At 39.8% G+C, this 25731-nt stretch carries 26 protein-coding genes; 11 read left to right on the forward strand and 15 right to left on the reverse strand.

The features are described 5' to 3' along the window. Position 1: 1 nt before the first annotated feature. From NE363_RS17100 to lptF, 4 genes are all read right to left on the reverse strand, one after another. Positions 2–1186, reverse strand: a complete 1185-nt coding sequence (locus NE363_RS17100) for a S41 family peptidase (RefSeq protein WP_068932669.1) — start codon at positions 1184–1186, stop codon at positions 2–4. A gap of 15 nt (positions 1187–1201) precedes the next feature. After that, positions 1202–2749, reverse strand: a complete 1548-nt coding sequence (gpmI, locus tag NE363_RS17105; protein WP_004699264.1) for a 2,3-bisphosphoglycerate-independent phosphoglycerate mutase — start codon at positions 2747–2749, stop codon at positions 1202–1204. A 125-nt stretch (positions 2750–2874) separates the two neighbouring features. Further along, positions 2875–3945: an LPS export ABC transporter permease LptG gene (gene lptG / locus NE363_RS17110; RefSeq protein ID WP_004699266.1), complete on the reverse strand. Its 1071-nt coding sequence runs from the start codon at positions 3943–3945 to the stop codon at positions 2875–2877. Next, positions 3945–5045, reverse strand: a complete 1101-nt coding sequence (gene lptF, locus NE363_RS17115; protein ID WP_004699267.1) for an LPS export ABC transporter permease LptF — start codon at positions 5043–5045, stop codon at positions 3945–3947. The genes lptG and lptF overlap by 1 nt, the downstream gene beginning before the upstream one ends. Positions 5046–5188: 143 nt before the next feature. Between lptF and NE363_RS17120 the strand changes: the two genes are divergently transcribed. The 4 genes from NE363_RS17120 to NE363_RS17135 all read left to right on the forward strand — a co-directional run bounded on the left by NE363_RS17120 (position 5189) and on the right by NE363_RS17135 (position 8063). Continuing rightward, the gene (locus tag NE363_RS17120) at positions 5189–6637 is read left to right on the forward strand and encodes a leucyl aminopeptidase (RefSeq protein ID WP_445535519.1); all 1449 of its coding nucleotides are present in this window, start codon (positions 5189–5191) and stop codon (positions 6635–6637) included. Beyond that, positions 6630–7037 (forward strand): DNA polymerase III subunit chi, encoded by a 408-nt coding sequence (locus tag NE363_RS17125; protein ID WP_004699269.1) that lies wholly within the window; start codon positions 6630–6632, stop codon positions 7035–7037. Before NE363_RS17120 ends, NE363_RS17125 begins: the two co-directional genes overlap by 8 nt. 38 nt (positions 7038–7075) lie before the next feature. After that, positions 7076–7714, forward strand: coding sequence for a cell division protein BlhA (gene blhA / locus NE363_RS17130; protein ID WP_445535520.1), 639 nt, complete (start codon positions 7076–7078; stop codon positions 7712–7714). Positions 7715–7844: 130 nt separating this feature from the next. Continuing rightward, a complete protein-coding gene (locus tag NE363_RS17135) occupies positions 7845–8063 on the forward strand; it encodes a hypothetical protein (protein ID WP_004883640.1) in 219 nt (72 codons plus the stop codon). Positions 8064–8123: 60 nt separating this feature from the next. Here NE363_RS17135 and NE363_RS17140 read toward each other — a convergent pair whose 3' ends face one another. The 6 genes from NE363_RS17140 to glnK form a co-directional block, all read right to left on the reverse strand. Then, positions 8124–8783 (reverse strand): riboflavin synthase, encoded by a 660-nt coding sequence (locus NE363_RS17140; RefSeq protein ID WP_004699272.1) that lies wholly within the window; start codon positions 8781–8783, stop codon positions 8124–8126. Between the two features lie 42 nt (positions 8784–8825). After that, entirely contained in the window at positions 8826–10118 is a 1293-nt protein-coding gene (locus tag NE363_RS17145) for a DNA adenine methylase (protein ID WP_004699273.1), read from the reverse strand. Then, positions 10115–11200: a bifunctional diaminohydroxyphosphoribosylaminopyrimidine deaminase/5-amino-6-(5-phosphoribosylamino)uracil reductase RibD gene (gene ribD / locus NE363_RS17150; protein WP_437256189.1), complete on the reverse strand. Its 1086-nt coding sequence runs from the start codon at positions 11198–11200 to the stop codon at positions 10115–10117. Before ribD ends, NE363_RS17145 begins: the two co-directional genes overlap by 4 nt. A gap of 15 nt (positions 11201–11215) precedes the next feature. Beyond that, positions 11216–11674: a transcriptional regulator NrdR gene (gene nrdR, locus NE363_RS17155; protein WP_004699275.1), complete on the reverse strand. Its 459-nt coding sequence runs from the start codon at positions 11672–11674 to the stop codon at positions 11216–11218. Between the two features lie 160 nt (positions 11675–11834). Then, positions 11835–13232, reverse strand: a complete 1398-nt coding sequence (locus tag NE363_RS17160; RefSeq protein ID WP_445535521.1) for an ammonium transporter — start codon at positions 13230–13232, stop codon at positions 11835–11837. A 57-nt stretch (positions 13233–13289) separates the two neighbouring features. Next, positions 13290–13628, reverse strand: a complete 339-nt coding sequence (gene glnK / locus NE363_RS17165; protein WP_000780326.1) for a P-II family nitrogen regulator — start codon at positions 13626–13628, stop codon at positions 13290–13292. Positions 13629–13906: 278 nt separating this feature from the next. Between glnK and NE363_RS17170 the strand changes: the two genes are divergently transcribed. From NE363_RS17170 to NE363_RS17185, 4 genes are all read left to right on the forward strand, one after another. Further along, positions 13907–14134 (forward strand): accessory factor UbiK family protein, encoded by a 228-nt coding sequence (locus NE363_RS17170; protein WP_002048939.1) that lies wholly within the window; start codon positions 13907–13909, stop codon positions 14132–14134. Positions 14135–14199: 65 nt separating this feature from the next. Beyond that, positions 14200–15687 carry a YifB family Mg chelatase-like AAA ATPase gene (locus NE363_RS17175; RefSeq protein WP_445535522.1) on the forward strand — a complete coding sequence of 496 codons (1488 nt, stop codon included), beginning with the start codon at positions 14200–14202 and terminating at the stop codon, positions 15685–15687. 102 nt (positions 15688–15789) lie between these two features. After that, positions 15790–16335 (forward strand): NADPH-dependent FMN reductase, encoded by a 546-nt coding sequence (locus NE363_RS17180; protein WP_174739983.1) that lies wholly within the window; start codon positions 15790–15792, stop codon positions 16333–16335. 110 nt (positions 16336–16445) lie between these two features. Beyond that, positions 16446–17801: an ankyrin repeat domain-containing protein gene (locus NE363_RS17185; RefSeq protein ID WP_437256192.1), complete on the forward strand. Its 1356-nt coding sequence runs from the start codon at positions 16446–16448 to the stop codon at positions 17799–17801. A 307-nt stretch (positions 17802–18108) separates the two neighbouring features. On the opposite strand, the gene pdxR is transcribed toward NE363_RS17185, so the two are convergent. Further along, entirely contained in the window at positions 18109–19539 is a 1431-nt protein-coding gene (gene pdxR, locus NE363_RS17190) for a MocR-like pyridoxine biosynthesis transcription factor PdxR (protein WP_445535523.1), read from the reverse strand. A gap of 111 nt (positions 19540–19650) precedes the next feature. On the opposite strand from pdxR, the gene NE363_RS17195 reads away from it, so the two are divergent. Together NE363_RS17195 and NE363_RS17200 are read left to right on the forward strand one after the other, a co-directional pair. Then, the gene (locus NE363_RS17195) at positions 19651–20427 is read left to right on the forward strand and encodes an aldolase (RefSeq protein WP_348888554.1); all 777 of its coding nucleotides are present in this window, start codon (positions 19651–19653) and stop codon (positions 20425–20427) included. A gap of 15 nt (positions 20428–20442) precedes the next feature. After that, the gene (locus NE363_RS17200) at positions 20443–21321 is read left to right on the forward strand and encodes a dihydrodipicolinate synthase family protein (protein WP_445535524.1); all 879 of its coding nucleotides are present in this window, start codon (positions 20443–20445) and stop codon (positions 21319–21321) included. A 42-nt stretch (positions 21322–21363) separates the two neighbouring features. Here NE363_RS17200 and NE363_RS17205 read toward each other — a convergent pair whose 3' ends face one another. Together NE363_RS17205 and NE363_RS17210 are read right to left on the reverse strand one after the other, a co-directional pair. Next, complete coding sequence (locus NE363_RS17205) at positions 21364–22188, reverse strand: TorF family putative porin (protein WP_004699283.1); 825 nt, start codon at positions 22186–22188, stop codon at positions 21364–21366. Positions 22189–22244: 56 nt separating this feature from the next. Next, a complete protein-coding gene (locus NE363_RS17210; RefSeq protein WP_445535525.1) occupies positions 22245–22415 on the reverse strand; it encodes a hypothetical protein in 171 nt (56 codons plus the stop codon). A 734-nt stretch (positions 22416–23149) separates the two neighbouring features. Here NE363_RS17210 and NE363_RS17215 point away from each other — a divergent pair. Further along, positions 23150–24502: an OprD family outer membrane porin gene (locus tag NE363_RS17215; RefSeq protein WP_348909912.1), complete on the forward strand. Its 1353-nt coding sequence runs from the start codon at positions 23150–23152 to the stop codon at positions 24500–24502. A gap of 107 nt (positions 24503–24609) precedes the next feature. On the opposite strand, the gene ppa is transcribed toward NE363_RS17215, so the two are convergent. Together ppa and NE363_RS17225 are read right to left on the reverse strand one after the other, a co-directional pair. After that, positions 24610–25134 (reverse strand): inorganic diphosphatase, encoded by a 525-nt coding sequence (gene ppa, locus NE363_RS17220; protein ID WP_002121243.1) that lies wholly within the window; start codon positions 25132–25134, stop codon positions 24610–24612. Between the two features lie 127 nt (positions 25135–25261). Beyond that, positions 25262–25660 carry an MAPEG family protein gene (locus tag NE363_RS17225; protein WP_004699287.1) on the reverse strand — a complete coding sequence of 133 codons (399 nt, stop codon included), beginning with the start codon at positions 25658–25660 and terminating at the stop codon, positions 25262–25264. Between the last annotated feature and the right edge of the window lie 71 nt (positions 25661–25731).

The following is a 25731-nucleotide window of genomic DNA, read 5'->3' on the forward strand; positions in this document are numbered from 1 at the left end:
GTTACTTCCTTTTTAGAAGTAAATCGGCAACACGCTCCAAATAAACATCTTCTTTCATTTCTGGCGGTAAGGGATAGGTCTGATTAGGTTGAATACCTTGCCCTTCAATCATATTACCATTTGGTGTGTAGTAATGTGAGACCGTCATTTGCAAGGCTGCCCCACTAGGCAGAGGGAAAAGCTTTTGTACAACACCTTTTCCATAACTTTTTTCGCCAATAACCCAAGCACGCTGATGCTCTTTCATTGCAGCAGTAAAAACTTCTGCTGCTGACGCAGATCGGTGATTAATTAAAATACCGACCTTTATATTTTGAAAATCATTGCCCGGTAAAGCCTGAAATTGCTGATTACCTTCTGAACGACTTTTTGTAGAAACAATAATGCCATGATTTAAAAATAAATCGGCTGACTCAACAGCAGCAGATAGCAACCCGCCTGGGTTATTTCGTAAATCAATTAATACCGCTTTTAAACGCGAAGAACTATTTTCTTCAATCAAACGCTTAATTTCATTAGCAGTATCTTGCTGGAACACTCTAATTTTTAGTACCAATACCTGATTGTGTAACATGACAGGTTCGATGTCAGTTTCAATCTTTTTATTACGAACTAAACTGATTGGAGTATTTGACTCCTCGGTCTGTACTTGAAGTGTTGATCCTATTGAACCATACAGCAAACCAGATATTTGATCTTGCGTCAGGTTCTTAAGTTCTTGATTATCAATTTTTAGAATTGTCTGGCCATTTCTTAAGCCTAGTTTATATGAATCTGAACCTGTCTTAAGGTCGCGAATCATCCATTTATGGATATGTGCTTCTGGACTTAATGCAAAATCAACCGAGGCTAGATCACCTTCGGTATATTGAATGAGTTGACGGTATTCTTCAGGAGACAAATAGCGTGAATAACGATCTAAACCGCTGACTAATCCTTTAATTGCTTGTAAAAATAAAGCATCGTCCGACTTTTCATCGACATAGTTATCCCGAACAATCCCATAAATTTGTACAAACTGCTGAATCGATTCAATAGGGACTTCTGCATAACTTTCTTCTGATTCTGCCGGATCAGCATGCTGCGGCGATAATTTTTCTTTTACAACAGGAGCAGCAAGAGCGAGGTAGCTGCAACACATCAATACACTACCCAAAAAAGCTTTATATATTTTGTGTTGCAGCATTTAGTCACCTATCGCTTATGCAGATAATGTAATCAGATTACGACCTTGCATTTCAGCAGGAACTGGAATCTGCATTAGATTAAGGATAGTCGGTGCAACATCTGCAAGTACACCACCTTCTGCAATTGTCGCTTGAGTTGGACCAACATAAATAAATGGTACAAGCTCTGTTGTATGTTGAGTATGAACCTGACCACTTTCATAGTCCTGCATTTGCTCGACATTACCATGGTCAGCAGTAATCAGCATGTGGCCTTTTTTAGCCATCACAGCTTCGTATACACGACCTAAACATGTATCAACTGCTTCAACAGCCTTAACCGCAGCATCAAATACGCCTGTATGACCTACCATATCACCATTGGCAAAGTTCACAACCAATAAATCATACTCACCTGAGTTAATTGCCTTAACGAGCTCATCAGTGACTTCATAAGCACTCATTTCAGGCTTCAAGTCATATGTTGCAACGTTTGGTGATGGAATGAGAATACGCTTCTCACCTGGATATTCATCTTCACGGCCACCACTAAAGAAGAACGTCACATGAGCATATTTTTCAGTTTCAGCAATACGTAATTGCGTTTTGCCAAGAGAAGATAAATATTCACCAAGTGAGTTTTTCAACTCTTCTGGCATATATGCCACAGGCGCATCAATGCTGGCTTGATAACGCGTCAACATGACAAATTTAGAAAGGTTCGGCACAACTTTACGCTCAAAACCAGCGAAGTCTTTTTCAACAAACGCACGAGTAATTTCACGAGCACGGTCAGCACGGAAGTTCATGAAAACAACGCTATCGCCATCTTGAACTTTAGCCACATCACCAATACGAGTTGCTTTTACAAACTCGTCATTTTCATTTGCAGCATACGCAAGCTCTAAACCTTCTACTGCCGTTTGTGCAGTACGAAGTGCTTCACCTTCAGTCAATAAACGGTAAGCCTGTTCTACACGGTCCCAACGGTTGTCACGGTCCATAGCAAAGTAGCGACCAATCATAGTTGCTATACGACCTTGACCCGGATATTGAGCAAATAGAGCATCTAATTTTTCTAATGAAGGTTGAGCACTACGTGGAGGAGTATCACGACCATCAAGGAATGCATGAAGATAAACTTTTGCACCACGTTTTAATGCAAGCTCACACATCGCCACAATATGATCTTCGTGTGAATGAACACCACCTTCAGAAAGTAAGCCCATAATATGAACTGCGCCACCAGCAGCTTTGGCTTTTTCAACAGCGTCAATCAATACTTCATGTTTGAAAAAATCGCCAGTACGAATGTCTTTAGTAATACGGGTAAAATCTTGATACAACACACGGCCAGCACCAAGGTTCATATGGCCAACTTCAGAGTTACCCATTTGTCCATCAGGCAAACCTACATCTTCACCAGAACCAGAAATGAGACTATTTGGATGCTTTGCTTTCATTGCAGTTAAATTCGGGGTTTTTGCTGCAAGAAAAGCATTATCTTCAATCGCTTCACGGTGTCCAACACCATCCATAATGACCAGAACGTGAGGGATCTTGCCAGCAGTTGCATCCGTCATAATCAATTTCTCTTTTGTCTACAATTTCATCGCAATATCTTACCGAATTTTCGGTGAAGACTCTAATTTTTCCTATAGCTTTCACCAATGCCTATCATTGAGAAAGCCATTCATATTCTTTTGAATTAACGGGCGCGGTAAAGTAAATAACTACCTGCACCGAATAATAAAGCAATAGGTACAAGTACAAACCAAGCAGGTGAAGGTGCATATACCAAACTTGCGTAACCCAAGAAATCTTGTAAGTAATAAAAACCCAAACCAATAAAGAGTGCGATCACCAATCTGAAACCCATTGACTGTTGACGTAGTGGCCCAAAAATAAAAGAACAAGCGACTAACACCAAGGTAATGAGAGAAAATGGAGAAGCAACTTTTTGCCAAAAAGCTAATTGGTAGGTTTTAGGGACTTGGCTATATTCATCCATATAACGCATGAAGCTAACCAACTGACTTGGAGATAAGTCTTCAGGATCTAAAGTCACCATGTGTACGTATTTAGGTTGTAAAGCCAATCCTAAAGACTGCTGTTCATGATTGTTTTGTATTGAATTACCATCTGTAAGAATGTCGGTCTGGCTAGCTTTCTGTAAAGACCATTGACCATCTTTGATAAACTTACCTTGCTCTGCATTAATTAGAGATTGCAAACGGTAATCTTTGTCAAAGTCTACAACTTGAATGTCTCTTAAATTTCCTTGCGAGTTTGCATAGTCAATATAGATAAAACGCTGCCCTTCTCTTGACCAATAACCTTTCACTTCACCTAAAGCAGCTGCTGAACGGTGACTTTTGACACTTTGTGCTTGCTCATTTGTATAAGGAACAACCCACTCACTAAGTGCAAAAGATAAAATAATAAGCAGCAAAGCTGAGCGCATCACCCAACCTACAATACGCCACAAGCTAATACCAACTGAGCGCATCACAATCAGCTCGCTGTTGGATGCTAAAGCCCCTAATCCAATCACAGCCCCAATTAAGGCCGAAATAGGTAAAATCTCATATAGATAGCGAGGGGCACCCCATAACACATAGATAAAAGCTTGCCATGCATTATAGTCAGGCTTTAACTCACCCAACTCACCCAAATAAGTAAACAAGACCTGTAAAACAGATAAAACAATGGTGGTACCAAACATTGCAAGCGCAGTGGTTTTCGTCACATATTTGGCGACTATTCGACGTGCTAACATTATAATTTCACCCGCTTGATCTGTTTCTTGATTTTCGGCCCTAATTTCTGTTTACGTGAAAATAAGGCAGCTGCAATTGCATAAACCAATAAAGCTGCTGGATAAGCCCAAATGTCCAGCTCTCCTCTACTGATACGAGTCTTAATCGCAATCATAAGTACAATCAGACTCGCGAAAATAAAAATAGATGGAATAAGACGATAATAACGGCCCTGTCGTGGATTTACCTCAGACAATGCAACTGACATCATGAGGGCAACAATGATTGTAAACGGACCAAATAAACGCCAACCCAACTCACTTCTAATGACAGGATCATTACTTTTATCCAATAGTTTAGAGGTTGGAAGTGCTCCTACATCACTACTCTCAAACTTAACATCTTTATCATTTTCTAAGCGCAGACGATAAGACTGGAACTCTGCTTGCGTATATTTCGGTTGTCCCGGATATATTTCATAACGGCGACCTTGAACCAGATCGACAACATTGGCTGTATCATTAGCCATCTCAACACGTGTTGCCTCTTTTGCCAAAATCATGACATCTGGCTTATCTTCTTTAGTAGCGCGTTGATAAAAGAAAATATCCTTGAGGTTTTTACGGTCTTCCGACAGTGAGCCTGCATAAATCGTATAAGGCCCTGAAGAAATAAACTCTCTTGGCCGAACCAAATCAAAACCAGTCCGTACAGCTTGAGTTGTCGTTAGTTTTTCAAATTCACGCAGTCCCCACGGCGTCATCCACAACATGAGCACAGACTGACAAACCATATAAACTAGTGTCATTGGAATGAGTAAGCGTGCTAATTGATGACGACTTACTCCACTACCATTGAGTACGGCCATTTCATGGTCAACATATAAGCGACCGAACACCAGCATTAAGCCAATAAAAAAACCTAGTGGTAAAATAAGGGTAAGGAATTCGGGTAAACGATATCCTACGATGCTAAATAAAATACTAGCATCTAAACGCCCCTGCGCCGCCACACCAAAGTATTTGATCAGACGACCACCCATCATGATTAAGGTCAATAATGCAATGACCACCAATGAGGTAGAGACAACTTGCTTGACGAGATAACGCCGAATAATCAAATTAATACTTCCAAAAGGCTAAACGGGACGAACGCTAGTTTACCCGAATGTTAAAAATATAAAACCGCACATTGCAACGCTATGCTTGAAAGTGTTTCAATGTTTTAATCCAACATAACTTTCTATAGGCAATCACGGTAGCCATGAAATTTACAACTTATACAACTTTCCCTGAACAAACATCTAATGAATCTTTGTGGGTTTTAGTTGATTCAGAACAGCTACAAACCAACCTCAACACATATCAAATCAATAACATAGAAAACATTCTTACAGCGACTCAATTTAAAGCCAACTTCAACGAAACGTTGCCATTGTTTGGTCAGCTGACTCATCAAGCTCATATCCAATTACTTGGTTTAGGAAAAGCAGCTGAACTTCAAGCAGTTAAGTTAGCAAAATTGGCACAAACCATTATCAAATCGACACAAAATAAATTTAAGCATATCGCAATTGATATTGCTGCGTTACCTGTCGAATACCATTATTTATTTGCATTAAGCTTAACTCAAGCAGCTTATGGTTATGATGAGTTTAAATCGAAAAAAAATGAATTTGTGTTACAACAAGTTGATTTAATTAGTTCACAAACCAATCTTGATGAAAGCCAACTTGCCTTGGTGCATGCCGTACAATCTGGTCAGTCTTATGCTCGTGACTTAGGAAACCGTCCAGGTAATATCTGTTTCCCTGAATATTTAGCTGAACAGGCATTAGCTTTAGCTGCAGAATTCCCAGACTTACTTAAAGTGACTGTCTTAAATGAGCAGCAAATGGCTGATTTAGGCATGTATGCATTCCTAGCTGTAAGTAAAGGATCTGAACGTCCGGGTCGTATTGTCACTCTTGAATACCAAGCAAACCTTGAACAAGCTCCTGTGGTACTTGTAGGTAAAGGCGTCACTTTTGATACAGGCGGTATTTCTTTAAAACCAGGCCTTGGCATGGATGAAATGAAATTCGATATGTGTGGTGCAGCTTCTGTGCTTGGTACAATCCGCGCATTATGTGAAGCACGCCTTCCAATCCATGTGGTGGGTGCGATTGCTGCAGCAGAAAATATGCCTTCAGGTAAAGCAACTCGTCCGGGCGATATCGTAACGACCATGAGTGGTCAAACGGTTGAAATTTTAAACACCGACGCAGAAGGCCGTTTGGTTCTTTGCGATACGTTAACGTATATCAAACGTTTCAATCCGGCAGTAGTCATTGATATCGCAACTTTAACTGGTGCTTGTGTAGTTGCACTAGGTAAAGTGTTAAGCGGCTTATTCTCTCCTGACGACGCTTTAGCAACTGAACTTCAACAAGCGGGTGAGCAATCATTTGACCGTGTATGGCGTATGCCAGTGATTGATGACTATCAAGAACTACTAGACTCACCTTTTGCAGACATCGCTAACATTGGTGGTCCACATGGCGGTGCGATTACAGCAGCCTGCTTCCTTGAACGTTTCACACGTGATTATCGCTGGGCTCACTTAGATGTAGCCGGTACAGCTTGGTTATCAGGTGCAGCAAAAGGTGCAACTGGTCGTCCAGTACCGTTACTTATGCAATTCTTAGCCAACCGTGTAAATACGAATGGCTAAAGTTAGCTTTTATTTGTTTGAAACGAGTGAAGAACGGCAAGTCGATAGTGCTTGCCGTTTGTGCCGAAAGATTCTACTGAAACACTCACAGATCTGGTGGTACTGCACAGATGTGCAGTTACAACAAACACTTGATGAAAAACTTTGGAGCTTTGATCCGACCAGCTTCATTGCTCATGGTATTGATCAGGCAGACGCAGCAGTATGTATTTCGGCTAAACAACCTACTGAACAGGGTTGGTTGGCATTTAATTTTAACAATCATGCACTTGAACAAGTGAATCATTTTAGCCACATTATAGAAATTGTTGAAAATAATGAAGCAGCCAAGCAAATTGGCCGAGAAAAATTTAAAATGTATCGTCGTTTGGGTATAGAACCTCGAACCTTTAAATTATAACGCGCTAAAATGTTGAGACTGTTGAGTAAAGGAGAACTGTGGTGGCATTAAATGTCGGGCAAGATTTTAAAAAAAGATGGTTAAATGCGCCTGAAGCTGTCCGTCATGCCTATCAACAGGATTTGGCACGTATTTGCGATTTATTAGAGCCTCAGACGCCTATTCAACTTTGGGTACTCAATGACGAGAAAGCACAGCTAGAGTCGCAGAAAAACATTGAACAAGCTTATGCAGACCTCAAAGCAGAGTTAATCGAACAAGCACGAATTCGCCGTCAGCTTGCTTTAGAAAAATCTCTTGCAGATAAGCGTGCAGTTGAAGCAGCCTATGCTGCTGAATTGCAAGCCGATGAAGTTCGTAAGTTTGATGAACAAACCCAAGCTCTACAAGCTTTCTGCAGTCATTTAGAACAGGAAGTTGCTGAACAAACTGCACGTTATCAAAAAAACCCTGAAACACCTGCTGTAGACTATTCTTCTGGTGTAAAACTTAGCATTACCGATGATCAAATCTTATCGGAGCTTGAAAGTTTACGAATTCGTTTAGAACTTGAAGCTGAGAGCTTAATTGAACAGTCTGTAACGGCTTTCCGAGCTAAGCTAAATTCGGCAGCTCAAGAAGAAATTGAATACATTTTAAAGAATTCTAAGTTTTCTGATGAAAAAATAGAAAAGTAAAGTTTGTAAAACCCTCTTTGTCATCAAAATGACATTTAATTGTCACAAAATGTTCATGCATAATATTCTTTTAGTTCAAATAATTATTAGAATAACGCATGGTTACTTATGAAAATTAATGAGGGTAAAAATGGACATTCCACATCAGATTTCAACGCAACTTGAGCAGCTTAATCAGGGTGAGCAATGGACATTTTCAGCACAAGAACTTTATATGAGTCACAACGACTTTAATTCACTTTCAATCTTGCTTACACGAGCGTCAGAAAAAGGTGAGTTTTCAATTACACGCACCCAGCACAATAAACCATGGGTCGGTACACATTCAGTTACTCTCACCAAGCATTAATTTTTAAAATAAAAAAACCGGAACAAGCGTCCGGTTTTTTTATTTTGGCGATTTAAAATTTTATTTTAAAAAACCATTTTCAGCTAAGAAAGCCATACTAATATTTGACTCGGTCTTCTGTTCAGCAGCTTTATCACCCAGTAATAAACGCTCGATATAACGTGCTAATACATCGACTTCAAGGTTAACTTTGCTACCTACTTGCCATGTCCCAATATTAGTACGTTCTGCTGTATGGGGAATTAAGTTCAAACTTAAAATATTACCGCGCAAATGGTTAATGGTTAAACTAATACCATCTACAGTTACAGAGCCTTTCTCTGCTAAATATTTAGCAAGTTCTACAGGTGCTGTCACTTCATAATAGACGGAACGAGCATCTTCACGGACTACGGTAATTTCACCTACACCATCAACGTGACCACTTACAATATGACCACCAAAACGAGTTGTTGGTAGCATCGCTTTTTCAACATTGACACGCTGACCAACTTTCCAGTTACCCAAAGTGGTACGGTTTAAACTTTCGCGAGACACATCAGCCGCATACCAGTTATCACCCCACTCAATGACGGTGAGACAGATTCCATTGGTTGCAATTGAGTCACCCAAATGTACATCCGACATATCCAAATCGGTTTGAATACGTAAACGCACATCGCCACCTACACTTTGCAGGCTTTCTACTTTACCTAAACTTTCAATAATGCCTGTAAACATGGCTCAATCTCCAAATCTTTCACACTGCTTAAGTTGCAGCGCTTACCAAAGTGCAAGTTGCGTACTATTACCTGAAGTATCTACACCACCTAGCTCGGCAAAGTGGTAAAGCTGGCCTAACAATTGACGTAATGGCGGTCCTGGTTTGGCATGTGTATCTGTAATCACAATAAACTCAAGCACACGTGCGCGCTCTGACTGACGTTGTTTACTTACGCGATAACGTGGAACATCTTGAGTCAGTAAAGTGACTTTTCCGCGCTCCAGATTGGCCATAAGTAAATCCTTTGGCTCAATGTTACCATCAGTCGAATAACTGGTCAGAATATAACGTGCATTGATAGTTGAAAGTAATTTTTCATACGCATCTTTTGCATGTTTAGAAGAGTTATATGGACTTGGACGCTCTTTACGCCATGCACGATCAATACCGCTCTTATAACCTTTGGTATCTGGTGAAGGTAAATCAACCTGATCCCATAAAGTTAATGCATTTAAAACGTGATAATTACTACTGTAAGCATGCTGGTTATATGGTGGGTCAAGATAAGCAACATCTACTTCAAAACCACTCATCTGATTTGCTAAATGTTGTGAATCTACACACCACATTTCAGCGGCTGGACGTTTACGATCACCAATCTCACAGAAACGGCTCGGTGTTAACCAAAGTAATGATTCAATACGCTCTAAAGCCGTTTGTGTACGTCCGCCCCACCCTTGGTGAAAGCTTTTAAATACGCCACTTGTATTGCTCACAAAGCTAGCTGAATAGAGCAATGGTGCAAGTAAAGCACTCATTTCTACATCATTAATTGCGCCTTGTGCCTGCCATGTTGCAATTTGCTGGCGAATCGCATCGATACGCATACCATTACGGCGTTTAAAGAACAAACGGTCACGGGTTGGATCGTATACATCATCGTTACGAGGACAAAGGTTATGTGTAACCCAACCCTTAACCTCAGGCAATCTATTTAAATAATCGATGGCTTTTTGATATCCGCCAAGCTCTTTAAAAGCAGGCGCATCGACACAGGCTAAAATCGCATGATTTAGGGCATGGCTATAAGGTTCCCAGTCATTCGCAATGACACGGTAACCATTTTGACGTGCCAAACGAGATACCACACCACTACCCGCAAAAAAGTCGGCAAAAATCGGAGGATTCTTTTTCTTGCTGTTCAGCGTCCCTGTAATTTCTAGGGCTTCTAAAATCAAGTGGAGCAATCGGCGCTTGTTGCCCAAGTAAGGTACAAGCTGATGAAAAAGATATTCGTCGGTCGTGCGGGCTGCATGGCGACGTTTGTGGTAAACCGAAGGCTCTGAATTCATACTTTCTCTTGCGTAGGGATTAACCTTAAGCGTATATCTTGATCAAGTTGTACTACATCAAGAAGTTTAAAACGAAGTTGCTGTGCCATATATTCAAATTCTGCATTGAACATGGCTCTGGCACTTTGCCCCAATAACGTCGGGGCAACATAACTAATCATTTCATCTACCAAACCTTCTTGTAAAAAGGCGGTAGATAAAGTTGCGCCAGCTTCAACCAACACATCATAAATTTGGTATTGCTTAGATAAGGTCTGTAGTAGTGTTTTTAAAGGCTGAATTTCTAATTGTATCACGCCTAAGTCAGCGAATTCCTGACGATATGGCCCCATCACCATGACAGTTTGAGGATTTTCTAAAATTTTAGCGGTGAGCGGTAAGCGCCCTCTCCGATCTAGAATTACCCGTTTTGGTTGAGCAACTGTCTCGATATCAATATTATTGAGTGAGCGTACATTAAGCTGACAGTCATCAGCAATCACAGTATCAATACCTGTAATCACAGCACCTGAAATCGCACGCCAATGCTGCACATCTTGACGAGCAGCAGAACCCGTAATCCACTTTGACTCACCAGATGCCATTGCAGTCCGCCCATCCAAGCTAGAGGCAACTTTTAAACGTACATATGGCATGCCTGTAGACATCGCTTTTAAAAAGCCTTGATTAAGTTTGGCTGCTGAATCTTCACAAATACCGATTTCTACTTCAATACCAGCATTTTTTAAAATTTGAACACCTTTACCTGCAACAAGTGGGTTTGGATCGGGACATGCCACAACCACTTTTTTAACCTGCGCCTTCACGAGTGCCTCAGCACACGGAGGTGTTCGTCCATAATGAGCACATGGTTCAAGTGTTACATAAGCGGTTGCACCTTGTGCTTGCTCACCAGCTTCACGTAATGCAAAAACTTCAGCATGGGGTTGACCAGCTTTTGGGTGAAAGCCTTCACCAATGACCTGATTATCTTTGACAATCACGCACCCAACATTTGGATTTGGTTTTGTCGAATAAAGTCCTCGTTTAGCAAGTTCAATCGCTTGCTGCATCCAGTACTGATCTTGTTTCAACTCAGACATATACATCTCAAATGATTATTGCTCACGTTGTTGCATTTGCTCAATTTGACGACGAAATGCTTCAACATCCTGAAAGTCCTGATAAACCGAAGCAAAACGAACATAGGCAACGTGGTCAAGTGCAAATAAAGATTGCATGACAATTTCACCAATTGTTCTAGACTTAACATCACGCTCACCTAAACGGCGAATCTGCAATTGAATATCGCTTAGAACCGTTTCGATCTGCTCTTGTGTCACTGGACGCTTTTGTAAAGCATGCATAAGCGAACGGCGTAGCTTAGCTTCATCGAACGGTTCATTTTTTCCATTCGATTTGATCACACGGGGCATCACCACTTCATAGCTTTCAAAAGTGGTAAAACGTTCACCGCAAACTACACACTCACGACGTCGACGAATCTGACAACCTTCTGCGGCTAGCCGAGAATCGATGACTTTACTATCTGCGGCGTTGCAAAATGGACAATGCATAGCGGACTTAATAGGGTCAATTACTTTGACCTAGTGTAGCAAAATTTCTACGCTTACTGAACCAGCATTCTATGAGACAAAAAAACAGCCTTGAGCCAGATCAAAGCATCGCTTTGATCACAGCTCAAGACTGTTTTTAATACAGCAGATATATTATGTATTATTCAATACGTTCGCCATGTTGGCTTAAATCCAGACCCATACGTTCATCATCGGCATTAACACGCAGACCAATCACCACATCAATCACTTTAAGAATAATGAAGGTTACAACACCGCTATAAACCATAGTTGCAAGTACACCTTCAACTTGTACCCACAATTGACCAGCAAATGTTGGAGCTAAAGTCACACTAGCCGCTTTGATGATTTCATCACTGTAGAACACGCCAGTTAAAATCGCGCCGACAATACCACCTACTGCATGTAAACCAAAGGCATCCAATGCATCATCTGCTTTGAGTAAACGTTTAAGTGCTGTAATACCCCAGAAGCAAACAACACCACCGATTAAGCCCATCACTAGAGCTCCGCCTACACCGACGAAACCTGCTGCTGGTGTAATCACAACCAAACCAGCCACAGCACCAGATGCACCACCTAATACAGAAGCTTTACCACGAATCATACGTTCTACAACTAACCAAGAGAACGCAGCAGCAGCGGCAGCAACTTGAGTTACTAAAATTGCCATACTTGCACGAGCACCAGCGCCTAACGCACTACCACCGTTGAAGCCGAACCAACCCACCCAAAGTAAGCTTGCACCGATTACAGTTAAAGTTAGGTTATGCGGTGCCATAGATTCACGGCCAAGGCCAATACGTTTACCAAGCATGTAAGCTGCGACTAAACCTGCAACACCAGAGTTGATATGTACAACTGTACCACCAGCAAAATCTAACGCACCTGCTTTAAATAACCAACCATCTGTTGCCCACACCCAGTGAGTAATTGGCGCATAAACTACGAGTACCCAAATAGTAATAAAGGCCATGAAAGCTGAATATTTCATACGGTCAGCAATCGAACCACTCAAAATTGCGACAGTAATGATGGCAAAAGTCATTTGGAAAATAACAAACAAGCTTTCAGGAATTGTTCCACTTAGTGCATTAAAGCCTACGCCGTTGAGCATCGCTTTAGACAAGTCACCAAAGTATGCACCTGTGCCAGAGAACGCGAGTGAATAACCAGCAATCACCCAAATTAAACTTACCAAAATTGCAGCAGAAAGGCTGAACATCATGGTACTTAAGACGTTTTTCTTACGGACCATACCGCCGTAGAACAATGCCAAGCCAGGAATCGTCATCAACAGAACCAAAGCTGTTGAAACTAAAATCCAAGATGTATCGCCTGTATCGAGTTTTGGTGTAGGTGCTGGAGCTGCCGGAGTTGCTGCGGCGGCTGGTGCTGCTGCAGTTGTTGCAGGAGCTGCAGATGTTGATGTTGATGTAACCTCAGATGTAGGTGTTGTTACAGTCTCTTCTGCCCAAGCGGCAGTACCACCCAAAAGTGCGCCTGTTAGACTCAGCGCCATAAGCATTTTTTTCATTCGTGTCCCCCAACCTCATTTGCGAGCTATTTATTGCTCAGCAAGCTTTGTGCCAATTTAGACAGCATCTGGTCCTGTTTCACCCGTACGGATACGGATGACTTGTTCCAGATTAGTCACAAAAATCTTACCGTCGCCGATTTTCCCAGTACTTGCCACACGAGTAATTGACTCAATTACTGCGTCGACCATTTCATCGCTAATCGCAATTTCGATTTTTACTTTAGGTAAGAAATCAACCACATACTCCGCGCCGCGGTAAAGTTCTGTATGCCCTTTTTGACGACCAAAACCTTTAACTTCAGTTACGGTAATCCCTTGTACACCAATGTCAGAGAGTGCTTCTCGCACATCATCCAATTTAAACGGTTTTACAATTGCAGTTACAAGCTTCATGTTTGTTTCCTTCGGCTTCTTTTCACCAGTAAGGTTTTATGTTCAATTTTCATGCCAATATTTCAAAGGTTGGAGGAGATGAATCTTTTGCATGAGCTTTCTTTATAACCTATTTAGTTATCAAGATGTAGATGAGCTACTAAAAATAAAATGAATTTGCAGTCCTGTTTTTATTTCAATTTATTGTTATGCAATATCGGAAAGCCAAGAAGCCTATATCCGAGCTTCAAGCAGTGTTAAACTGACAAGTAAAGTGAATACAACAGTTTGGATATCCCATGTTAGAAACTCTATTACAGGCCATTTTGGAACAAATTGACGAGCCTAAAAAAGATTTAGAAAAAAATTTACGTGCATTATTAAATGAAACTGTCGAGAAATTAGACCTCGTGTCGAAACAAGAAATCGAAAGACAGAAAACCGCCCTTCATTTAGCCAATCAACGTTTAGAAGAGCTACAAAAACAAGTAAGTTTGTTAGAAGAAACTTTAAAGAATAAAAAATAAGCACCAACGTAGCGCACTTATACTTTACAACGATTAAAAATGAAGCACCATAATGGAACAATAAGATGTCTTTTTCTAAAATTTATACTCGGGGACTTTTAGGCTTGCATGCACCTCTCATTGAAGTAGAGGTGCACGTGAGTCAAGGCTTACCCTCTCTAACGATTGTAGGGCTTGCTGAAGCAGCAGTGAGGGAGAGTAAGGACAGGGTTCGCTCAGCCATTATTAATAGTGGATTTCAGTTTCCGACTAAACGACTGACCATTAATCTTGCTCCCGCAGATTTGCCCAAAGATGGTTCACGTTTAGATTTACCGATTGCATTAGGGATATTAATTGCCTCAGGTCAGCTTCCAGAGAACTGCACTGAAGACTTTGAATTTATTGGAGAGTTAGCACTAGATGGTCATGTAAGACCAGTTTCAGGCGCTTTAACTTTGGCAATGGCATGCCAGCAAGCCCAGCATAAAATTGTTTTACCCCAAGATAATAGTCAGGATATTAGTCATTTACCAAATCTTGAGTGTTATCCGGTGAGTCATTTAAAAGAAGTTTGTGAACACTTTTTAGGAAATACTAAGCTATCTCAGGTGCAATCATCTTCCCGCTCAAATGACATGCCGTATAAATTTGACCTTGCAGATGTAAAAGGTCAGCTACGCCCGCGTCGTGCACTGGAAATTGCAGCCGCTGGAGGGCACTCCTTGCTCTTTAAGGGACCACCGGGTACAGGTAAGACTTTACTCGCCTCACGCCTTCCTTCAATTTTACCGCCACTATCTACTCAAGAAACGCTTGAAGTTGCTAGTATTTATTCTATTTCAAATACGCCACATACTTTTGGACAGCGTCCTTTTCGTGCACCACATCATACTGCATCCGCAATTGCACTAGTTGGGGGCGGCTCACATCCTAAACCGGGTGAAATTACCTTATCTCATTTAGGTGTTCTATTCTTAGATGAATTGCCCGAGTTTGATCGCAAAGTATTAGAGGTTTTACGTCAGCCGCTCGAGTCAAAAGAAATTATTATTTCACGGGCAGCACGGCAAATTACCTATCCTGCCAACTTCCAACTGATTGCAGCCATGAACCCCTGCCCATGTGGTTATGCATTTAATCAAGACAGTCGTTGTCAGTGCTCACCCGAGAGTATTAAACGTTATCAGAACCGTATATCGGGCCCGTTACTTGACCGCATCGATTTACATATTGATGTGCCACCTTTAAAAGCTCAGGAACTGCAAGACCCAACGCCTGCTGAAGATTCTACAACTGTGCGACAACGTGTGATTTATGCTTATGAACAACAAATGCAAAGACAAGATTGTTTGAATCAGGCGCTTTCACCGAAACAATTAGAACAATTCGCTGTTCTAGATGAAACATCACAGCGAATGATTGAAATGGCACAGCAACGTTTAAATTTATCGGCTCGTGCTTATCATCGTGTTTTACGAGTCGCGCGAACTATTGCTGATTTAGCACAAAGTGAGATGATTCAAAGTCCTCATCTTACAGAAGCACTCTCTTATCGAGGTAATCATTCTTAATGATAAAACAGCGGATCGTGTATCCGCTTTTTTAATATGTATATAAGTTGTTCATTAGAGAATTTGTTAAAGCCTATATAAAAAGGCAAAAAAGAGGACGCTATGAAAATTTTGGCTATCTCGGGTAGTGCAAGAAAAGTATCTACCAATACGGCGCTATTAAAAGCAATGAGGGATATAGCACCGTCCAGTATTGAGTTTACAGTTTTTGATCAAATTAATAATCTGCCTATCTTTTCTCCAGATAATGAAGGAGAAAAAACGCCTACTGTAGTGGAAGATTTCATCAAATCTGTTTCTGATGCAGATGGAATTATTATTTCAAGTCCTGAATATATTCGTTGTATTCCGGGCGGTCTTAAAAATGCAATTGATTGGATGGTTTCCCGTACCGAAATCATAGACAAGCCGATTGTTCTAGTTCATGCATCTAGTCGTGGCGACGATATGCTAGTTTCTTTAAGAAGAGTACTGTCGACAGTGAGTAGCAACTTTTTTGAAGATTTATTTTTACGCTTCTCTCTTCTCAGTAAATCTCCCGAACAAATTTTTGAAATGCTACATACTGAAGAATATAAGTCACAAATCACACCGTTCCTGCTTAGCTTTGTCTCAGAAATTCAAAAGTATAAAGACCAATTAGAGTGAACTTTCTTAAAATGAAACAGCGGATGATGAGTCCGCTATTTCTTAATATTTATATAAGTTGTTAACCAAAGAATTTATTACTGCCTATATAAAAAGGCACAGGGGACACTATGAAAACAAATAAGAAACCTTATATCTGGTCTCGGGAGCATTCTCCTGAGCGTCTACGCCTTATCCAAAAGGCTCAAAAGGTATGGGGGAATATTTTCTTTGAGCCTGAACATGTTGGACATTATATCCCAATCCAATATGTACCGCGTGAATTAGGATGGAAAAATCGAGAGTTCAAAGCAAAGATTAATGGTGTGAATCTGCATGTTCATCTTGAGGTGATTACTGCGAAGTGTTGGTTTGCCAGAACTATTTATAAGCAGGCACTTGAATTGACCAAATTACGTTTCCCACTTTATGACCAGCATCACTTTGAAGATGGGGATCGCATAGGTGAGCGTCGAATAGTTTTTCACTCAGAACAACACAGCTTAAGTGGTTCTTACTTATGGACATCTATTTGGGAACTATCGAATGAGGAGACATCCTCTTTTACTGAAAGTTGGTTCAGCGAACCCTGTACAAAGTGGGGATCATCTAAATCCCAGATGAATATTAACAAAAGCTATAATCATACCATTGACCCTCAGCATATACGTTTTGTTGTTATTCATGATGTAGATAGCGTAACTGATCAGGTACTGGATACTCTTGAACGAGATATCATACAAAATGGGCAGCCAGAATTATCTACACACCCTATTCGTTTTGAGTTTAAAGACATAAAAGATGATTTTACGGAGTTATCTAATCCTGAGTTGGTTATTTTAAATTGGCAAAATGCACGTGCAAAGCCAACAGAAGTTGATCAGAAGTTATTAAAAGCGGCTTATTCTTGTGATATTGAAGGGATCACACTGGCTTTAGCTAATGGTGCTAATCCCAACATTATTGATGATAATGGCGATACTCCAATGAATAGACTCATAGATAATTGGCGCAATGGCCATTCACCTCTAGATTCATTTGAATCTATTGAAGAATATAAAGAATGTTATGGAAACAGCAAGCCTAGCCATGAAATATCACTGAATCAAATTCTAGGTGTATTAAGACAATTAATAAATGCTGGTGCCCACCCCGATGTTTTTGCAGGAGATGGTACACCTACGCTGGTAAACGCTGTTTTGATACATTCACCTCAAATCGTTGAACTCCTTCTCCAACATGGTGCAGATGCTTCTATAGATCCATTTTCTGAGGATTTTGGATCAGGTCCTGCGGCTTGGTTTTATGCAAATACTGATGGTTTTATGCTTGATCAGCGTGGCGCCAGAGAGGCGTATTACATGATGATTCGTTATCGTCATTCCCCATACAATCAGGTCGATGAAGACCAAGACCGTATTGATGCGTATTTACCCGATGCAGAACGATCTTGGCATAGAGAATATCCTGATGAGCAGGAAGGCTAATCAGAAGTTATTAACGATAAATCAACTGATGCAACTACACGTTATTCTAACGATATTATGAACAGCGCTATACCGATTAATGCTTTCAATGTACAGAAGATTAAGGATTATACAAAAGCTAATCCTGATAATCGATAAATAGCGGAAATACCTCCTTCAACAATGAACGCTTTTTAACCCAACCCGATGTGGTAGGGTGATGGTGATAGGAGGCATATCTTCTGATAATCCTGAGCAAATTCGTAATATCTTGATTTGTCTTTCATAATCCGTTGGTCTACCCAGATTTGAACTGGAGAGCAACGGATTATGAGTCCGCTGTTTCATTAAGAACCTTATCCAATGTCTCGATTAGAGAAGTAATTTCTTTCTCTGATAAAGCGGCAAAACCCAAGCGAATACAACAATTAGAAGACCCTATTTGTTTAAACTTATGCTCTGAATCAATGTTAAGTTCTTTTATCTTTATAAGCTGATCTTGAGTAAATGGTTTCTGGAATTTCGCCCATAATGCCATTCCCCCCGCGGGTCGTTGTATATGAACACTCTCTGCAAAAATTCGGTGAAATTCAGCTAAGGCATGGTCACGGCGTAGCTGATATATTTTTTTCATTTTGCGAATGTGCCGTTTGATCTCCCCTCGCTGCATTAAATCTGCTAAAGCAAGTTCCGTAATGTTATTGCCTTGCCGATCAATCAATAAAATATCTTCAGTAATGGATTGAATGATTGGTGAAGATGCCACGATGTAACCCAAACGAATACCCGGTGCAAAAACTTTAGACAATGAACCCACATGAATAACTAATTCAGAATGAGGCAAACTCGCTAAGGGTGGCATAGGCCGACTGTCATAATGGAATTCATGGTCATAGTCATCTTCAATAATATAAAAGCCCCATTTTTTTGAAAGCTCTAAGAGTTGAAGACGGCGATTCATTGGCATCGTGACAGTGGTAGGATATTGATGATGCGGAGTTGTATAAATGGCAGCAGCCGAGTGTTCTTTTAAAATTCGTTCTAGATCTTCAATAATAATACCCTGTTCATCTAGTTTGACAGAAACGACCTGAAAACCATTTGATTGGAATGCTTTAACAGCAGATGGGTAGTAAAGCTCTTCAACGACAATAACACCCTGCCGATTAGGTAATGCCCGAGAGGCAAGAAAAATTCCCATCTGGCTACCACGTACAATACAAATCTCATCTGCGGCAACATTCATAAAGCGTTCCATCGAGAGCATTTGTTGTAAGGCTTGTCTTAGCTCGATCATTCCCCGCGGGTCGCCATAGCCCATGTACTGGTTTTGCGTAATTTTAATCAATGCATGGCGATAGGCGCGTGAAAATAGTTCGTAGGGAATAAGTCGTGGATCTGGCACACCATCGTTATGTGGATAGACAGCAGTGCTTTGAATTAGAGATTTCTCTTGTTCTATTTGCTCAAAGGCTGGCTCTATCTCAATTGAACTTTCAGGCAAAATATCTGCCACAAATGTGCCTTTTCGGGGACGAGTCACCAACCATCCTTGTGCTTCTAGTTCTTCATAAACTGCCTGCACGGTTTTCCGATTAATTCCTAGTTCTTTTGATAAGCTACGAGACCCCGGCAACATAGTCCCCTGCCCTAAACGACCACTTAAAATTTCCTGACTAATCAAGTTAGTCAGTTTTAGGAAAACCGTTTTTTCTTCTCTTTCATCGATACGAAAATGTACTTGCCAAGGTCTTAGCATATTCGCCCCATCTGGACCATATAACTTATGAAAACTGGATGTATTGATTCATCCAGTTGTTTTCTATTCTGTCTTCACCTACTTAATTTGGTCAACCGGACTGGAGAAGAGATGAAGACGGCTTCTGTAAACAAACAAGAGCTGATGCAACACGCACAGCAAGATATGCAAAAGTGGATAAGCGACTCAGATTTAACTGATCGCCAAAAGCTTGCACTCACTTGTCGTATTTTATTTGACCATGGTCATGATGCTGGTTTGGCAGGTCAAATTACCTGCCGTAGTGAAAATAAAGAAACCTTTATTACCCAACGTTTTGGATTAGGTTTTGATGAAATTACTGCTTCAAACTTACTTGAAGTGAACCAAGATTTAGAACCAATCAATCAAGAAGGAATGGCAAACCCAGCTAACCGTTTTCACACGTGGATTTATAAAGAACACCCAGAGGTGAACTGCATTATCCATACACATCCTACGCATGTAGCGGCTCTTTCCATGCTTCAAATTCCGCTCATGATTTCTCAAATGGATGTCTGTGCACTTTACGAAGATTGCTCATTTGTAGGCCATTGGCCGGGTGTTCCTGTGGGCAATGAAGAAGGCATTTTGATTTCCTCTGCTCTTGGTAAAAACCGCGCTGTTTTGTTGTCTCACCACGGTCAACTCGTTACAGGAAAAACCATTGAAGAAGCCTGCAACTTGGCTCTTTTAATTGAACGCGCAGCTCAACTGCAACTACTAGCCATGTCTGCCGGGCAAATTCAGCCAATCCCCCACGATTTAGCAACAGAAGCTCATGACTGGGTATCTACAGATAAACGCAACAAAGTCAACTTTGCTTACTACGCACGTAAAGCTTTGAAAAAACATTCTGACTGTATTTAAAAAGAGATTTCGACCATGAAACTACACGGCATTATTGGCTACCCTGTTACGCCATTTTCTGATGACAACACCATTAACCTTCCTGTTTTAAAACAGATGCTGGATTTGCTTATTGAAAATGGCTGCGATGCGATTGCACCTCTAGGCAGTACAGGTGAAAGCGCTTATCTTGAATGGGATGAGTGGTGTTTAGTCGCGAAAACGTCAATTGAAAGCATTAATAAACGCTTGCCCGTCATTATTGGAATTTCAGAACTGACCACTGATCAAGCCATCAAAAAAGCGCAAGTCGCACAAAGCTATGGTGCAGATGCACTTATGGTCATTCCTATATCTTATTGGAAGCTAACTGATCAAGAGATTTTTGAATATTATCAAGCAATTGCTCAAGCGACCACACTACCAATTATGATTTATAACAACCCAGCAACCAGTGGTGTTGATATGTCTCCAGAGTTAATTGTGCGTATGTTTAATAACATTGCAAATATTACGATGGTGAAAGAAAGTAGCGGTGATATTCAGCGCATGCATAAAATTCAGGAACTCTCAAAAGGTGAACTTCCATTTTATAACGGCTGCAACCCTCTAGCTTTAGAAGCCTTCTGTGCAGGAGCAAACGGTTGGTGTACAGCAGCACCAAACTTGTTAGGTCAGCAACCTAAACAACTTATTCAGCATGTCAAAAATGGTGATTTAAGTCAGGCCCAGATGTCATTTTACCAACAACTTCCGTTACTCCGATTTATCGTAAATGGTGGATTACCAAAAACAATTAAAGCAGGCTTAGAACTAAAAGGTGTCTCTGCAGGCTCACCACGAAAACCTTTATCGAAGGCCACGGATGTTGAGCTTAACCAGTTAAAACGATTACTTTCTGAAATAGAAAACTAATAAAAAAAGCGGGTAAATAACCCGCTTTTTTACAGCATAAACTTAGAAAGTTTTAGTTAAACTAAATACTAAGCCAGCGTCGTAAAGTTTTTTCTGAGCATCAGTCATACCAGAAGTACTGACATCTGTACCCACTACGTCTAACTCAGCCAAAACACCTAAAATATTACGGTTGATACCAACTTTGTAATCGATATAGCTGTCGTCTGTTCCAGGACCACCAGCCACTACAGCTAAAGCTTCTTTATTTTTAAATTTGTTATAGCCAACTGATGCAAGTCCAGTAAATCCAGTGTTTGCAATTGGTGCAGAATAACCAACGTTAAAATACCAGAACTGTTTAGAGTTTGCCCAATAGTCATTTGAATAGTTGACGCCTACACTGAGTGCATCACCTTTAAGTAAAGAATCAGCAAACGTTAATTTACCGTAAACTTCATTAAAATCTAATCCGTTTTTACCATCATAACCCACACCATTACGGTCAAAACTATGACCCGAACCAATGTAACCATAATGAATTACACCGACATCATAAGTAGGTGCAAGCTTATCGGATAACTTTAAAGTATTGGTATAACCCAAAGCCACATCTGTTTCAGTTGAGTTACCTGTTACACCAAAATCAACACTTGAGCCCCAAAGCGATAAATAAGCCCCTGATTTATGAGAAAAAGTGAAACCGCCTTGAATGGCTGGGTTATTTGAGGATTGGGTAACACCACGGAAGCGATAGTCTGTGGTCGCTGCTACACTGCCCGTTGTCGTGATGCCGTAAAAAGATGATGGAGCATTTTCAGCCATAACCATGGTTGAACCTGCCGTGAGTACGCCGAATGCTACTGCTTTAAGTGCAAATTTCATCATTTTGATCTCCCCCACAATGAACGCACGATTTAATTGAATTAAACAAATTTTGTTACTTAAGCTTTAGCAATTGCTGTGCCAAGTCCATATTTCGTATCGCTACGTTGCATGAGTTTTGAAATCAATTTCTTTTTAAAATGAAAATATCGCCTAACGCTCATAGAAATATATTTATAAAAAACAATATAATAAAACAAAATTATTACAAAGCTAAAAATGTTCAACATAGAAAAACCCCTTTATCGGAATTATTACCGAGGTTGGAAGTATTCATTTGATGTGCGTAAATTTTCTATTTAGATTTAAAGACCAGATATAAAAAGTATGTAAATTATTGGAGGCGATCCTAGTAATGTTCTGTGAGTGAGCATTTTTACTTACTTCATTTCTTTATTTATTCCTGAGTTAAAAGTGGTGAACTATTTTGGGTCTTTTTTAAGCGATAATATAAACAAAAAGAGTACTGCACAGAATTTACGCAAAATTTTGCACTCATTTTGATCAGCTTAATTAAATTGTATTGGCTTTTTATAACAATCCGCTTTTATACATTGCGCTTTAAAAATAAAGTTATATTGTAACAATTTAAAGGATATTTAAAATGAATCGTCGAAAAAACCAACTTAAAGAAAGGTTAAAAAGTAAACATATCCAGCAAAAAAGAGCAAAAAACGAACACAAGAATCAACTATTTTTTAAAGTTTGAATATAAAATAAATGGTAAAAATCAACTAAAAAATAAATTACTTTTTTTATTTTAAACAATACATTAAGTATAAAACACTATGAGTAAATTTACTAAACATCCAGTACCACATTAATCAATTTCTGCATAGCATATATAAAATAAAATCAACAAAAATATATCTTTTTTATAGATTACTTATACAATTGATGGAAATCCTAGGCCCTGAATTATAACAAGGCACAGGATTTATCGTTTTTATGAGGTTCTTTAAATATGCTAAATGCACAAAAACTTACATTAGCAGTTCTCATTTCTGCGGCAATAATTTCCTCAGCTCAGGCAAGCGAGCAAAGTGAGGCAAAAGGATTTGTTGAAGATGCGAACGGTTCTATTCTCTTCCGTACAGGTTATATCAGTCGTGATAAAACCAACTATGTTGACAACCTTACTGGTGAAGTAAAACAGGTTAAAGATACAAGTTCATTTGCTCAATCGGCAATTGTAAATCTTGATTCTGGCTTTACCCAAGGTATTGTTGGTTTCGGTGTAGGCGTTGTTGGTGATGGTTCATTTAAAATCGGTGAAAATAAAAATGCCGGCAACCAAATGATTCCACGCGAAACTGCCCTCAATGATAAAGGTGTACCAACAAAGGGCATTGGTGATGCTTATGATCATTGGGCTCGTGGTGGTGCTAACGTAAAAGCTCGTTTCTCAAATACGACTGTACGTTATGGTACTCAAGTACTCGATTTGCCAGTTTTAGCAAGCAATACTGGTCGTATGGTTCCTGAATATTTTACAGGTACTTTATTAACAAGCCATGAAATCAAGAATCTTGAATTAGTTGCTGGTAAATTTACTAAAGACCAAATGTCTGATCGAATTAATACCGATGCTGATGTAAACGGCAATGGTCTTGATCGCGCGATTGTTTGGGGTGGTAAATATAAGTTCAATGATAACTTGAATGCATCTTATTATGGTTTAGACAGCAAAAATAAACTTGAACGTCATTATGCTAATGTGAACTTTAAACAGCCTTTAACAAATGACAGTTCATTAACTTATGATTTCAGTGGTTATCACACTAAGTTTGATGAAAATGCTATCACATATTCAGAAACTACTGATGATAAGTCTAACCGTAAAAACAATATTTGGGCAATTTCTACATCGTATAATACTGGCCCACATAATGTAATGGTTGCTTACCAACAGAACACTGGTAATGTTGGTTATGACTATGGCCAAAATGCTGATGGTTTCCAAAGTATTTATTTACCAAACTCTTATATGTCTGATTTCATTGGTAACCATGAGAAATCTGCACAAATTCAATACAGCCTTGATTTTGGTAAATTAGGTGTATTACCTGGTTTGAATTGGACAACTGCATTTGTATACGGTTGGGATATCAAAGTTAAAAATGTAACTGATGATGCTCAAGAGCACGAATTCTTTAACCAAGTAAAATACACAGTTCAAAGTGGTTTTGCTAAAGATGCAAGTCTTCGTATTCGTAACTCGTACTACCGTGCGAGCGATGCCTACCAAAATGGTAACTATATCGGTGATACAAACGAATGGCGTATCTTCCTTGATATTCCTGTGAAATTATTCTAATTCATAGATCTATCAAGCATAAAAAAACCTACCTCTGGTAACACAGGTAGGTTTTTTATTGAGCCTAGAATATCAATGGAGACACTCTAGGCTCATAAAATCAGAGTTTATTTAGCAGCTTCGATAGCTTTCAATACTTCAGCTTTAGCAACGTCAGCACCTTCCCAACCGCTGATTTTTACCCATTTGCCAGGTTCTAAATCTTTGTAGTGGCTGAAGAAATGCTCAACTTGACTAATTAACAATGGAGGAAGATCTGTATATTCCTTCACGTCTTTGTAAAGTGGAGATAATTTCTCGTGTGGAACTGCGATTAATTTCGCATCGATACCACCGTCATCTTCCATGTTTAATTTACCAACTGGGCGGCAACGAATTACAGAACCAGCAGCAACAGGATGTGGAGTTACAACAAGTACGTCTAATGGATCACCATCTTCAGACAAAGTATTTGGTACATAACCATAGTTTGCTGGATAGAACATTGCTGTACCCATGAAACGGTCTACAAACAATGCATCAGAATCTTTGTCAATTTCATATTTAATTGGCGCTGCATTTGCAGGAATTTCAATGATGACATAGATGTCATTTGGTGCATCTTTACCTGCTGGGATATTGCTGTAACTCATATCAATACTCTTTCGTTATGAAGTCAGATGTAAAATCCACTCGATTATAACGTGGATATCATCAAAATGATGCCGATTATACAATGCGCACACGCGAAAGTTGATATGAATGGTGACAGAATGACACTCAAGTCAGCTTAATTGTCACGATCAACAAAAATATTGGACATAACAATGATAAAAACCAGACAATCGAACGTAAAGTTGCCCAATTACATAAATAACAGATGCCATAAATGACACGTAAAATAATATATGCCCAACCCAATCTCAAAATAAAGTATTCAGGCACCACCATATATTCAGCCATCAAAATAGCTGTTAAAAATAAAGGTAAACTTTCAAAACTGTTTTGTTGTACTGCATTTGCCCGAGCAGCGATACCCTTTGTATTAGCAAGAAAATCTCTTGGGTTCTGATTATCAACGGGTTGAAAACCGCCTTTAAATTTTGCAATTACGGTAAATGCGTATGGCAGCAAACATGCCACTAAAATAATATAGATAATGCTGCTGATGCCGTGCATAGTGCCATCCATCACTGAAAATACTGTTGATCATGCTATCATAACTGATCGTTTTTACCTGAAATTTTATG

It is taken from the genome of Acinetobacter sp. G18, from assembly GCF_052660225.1.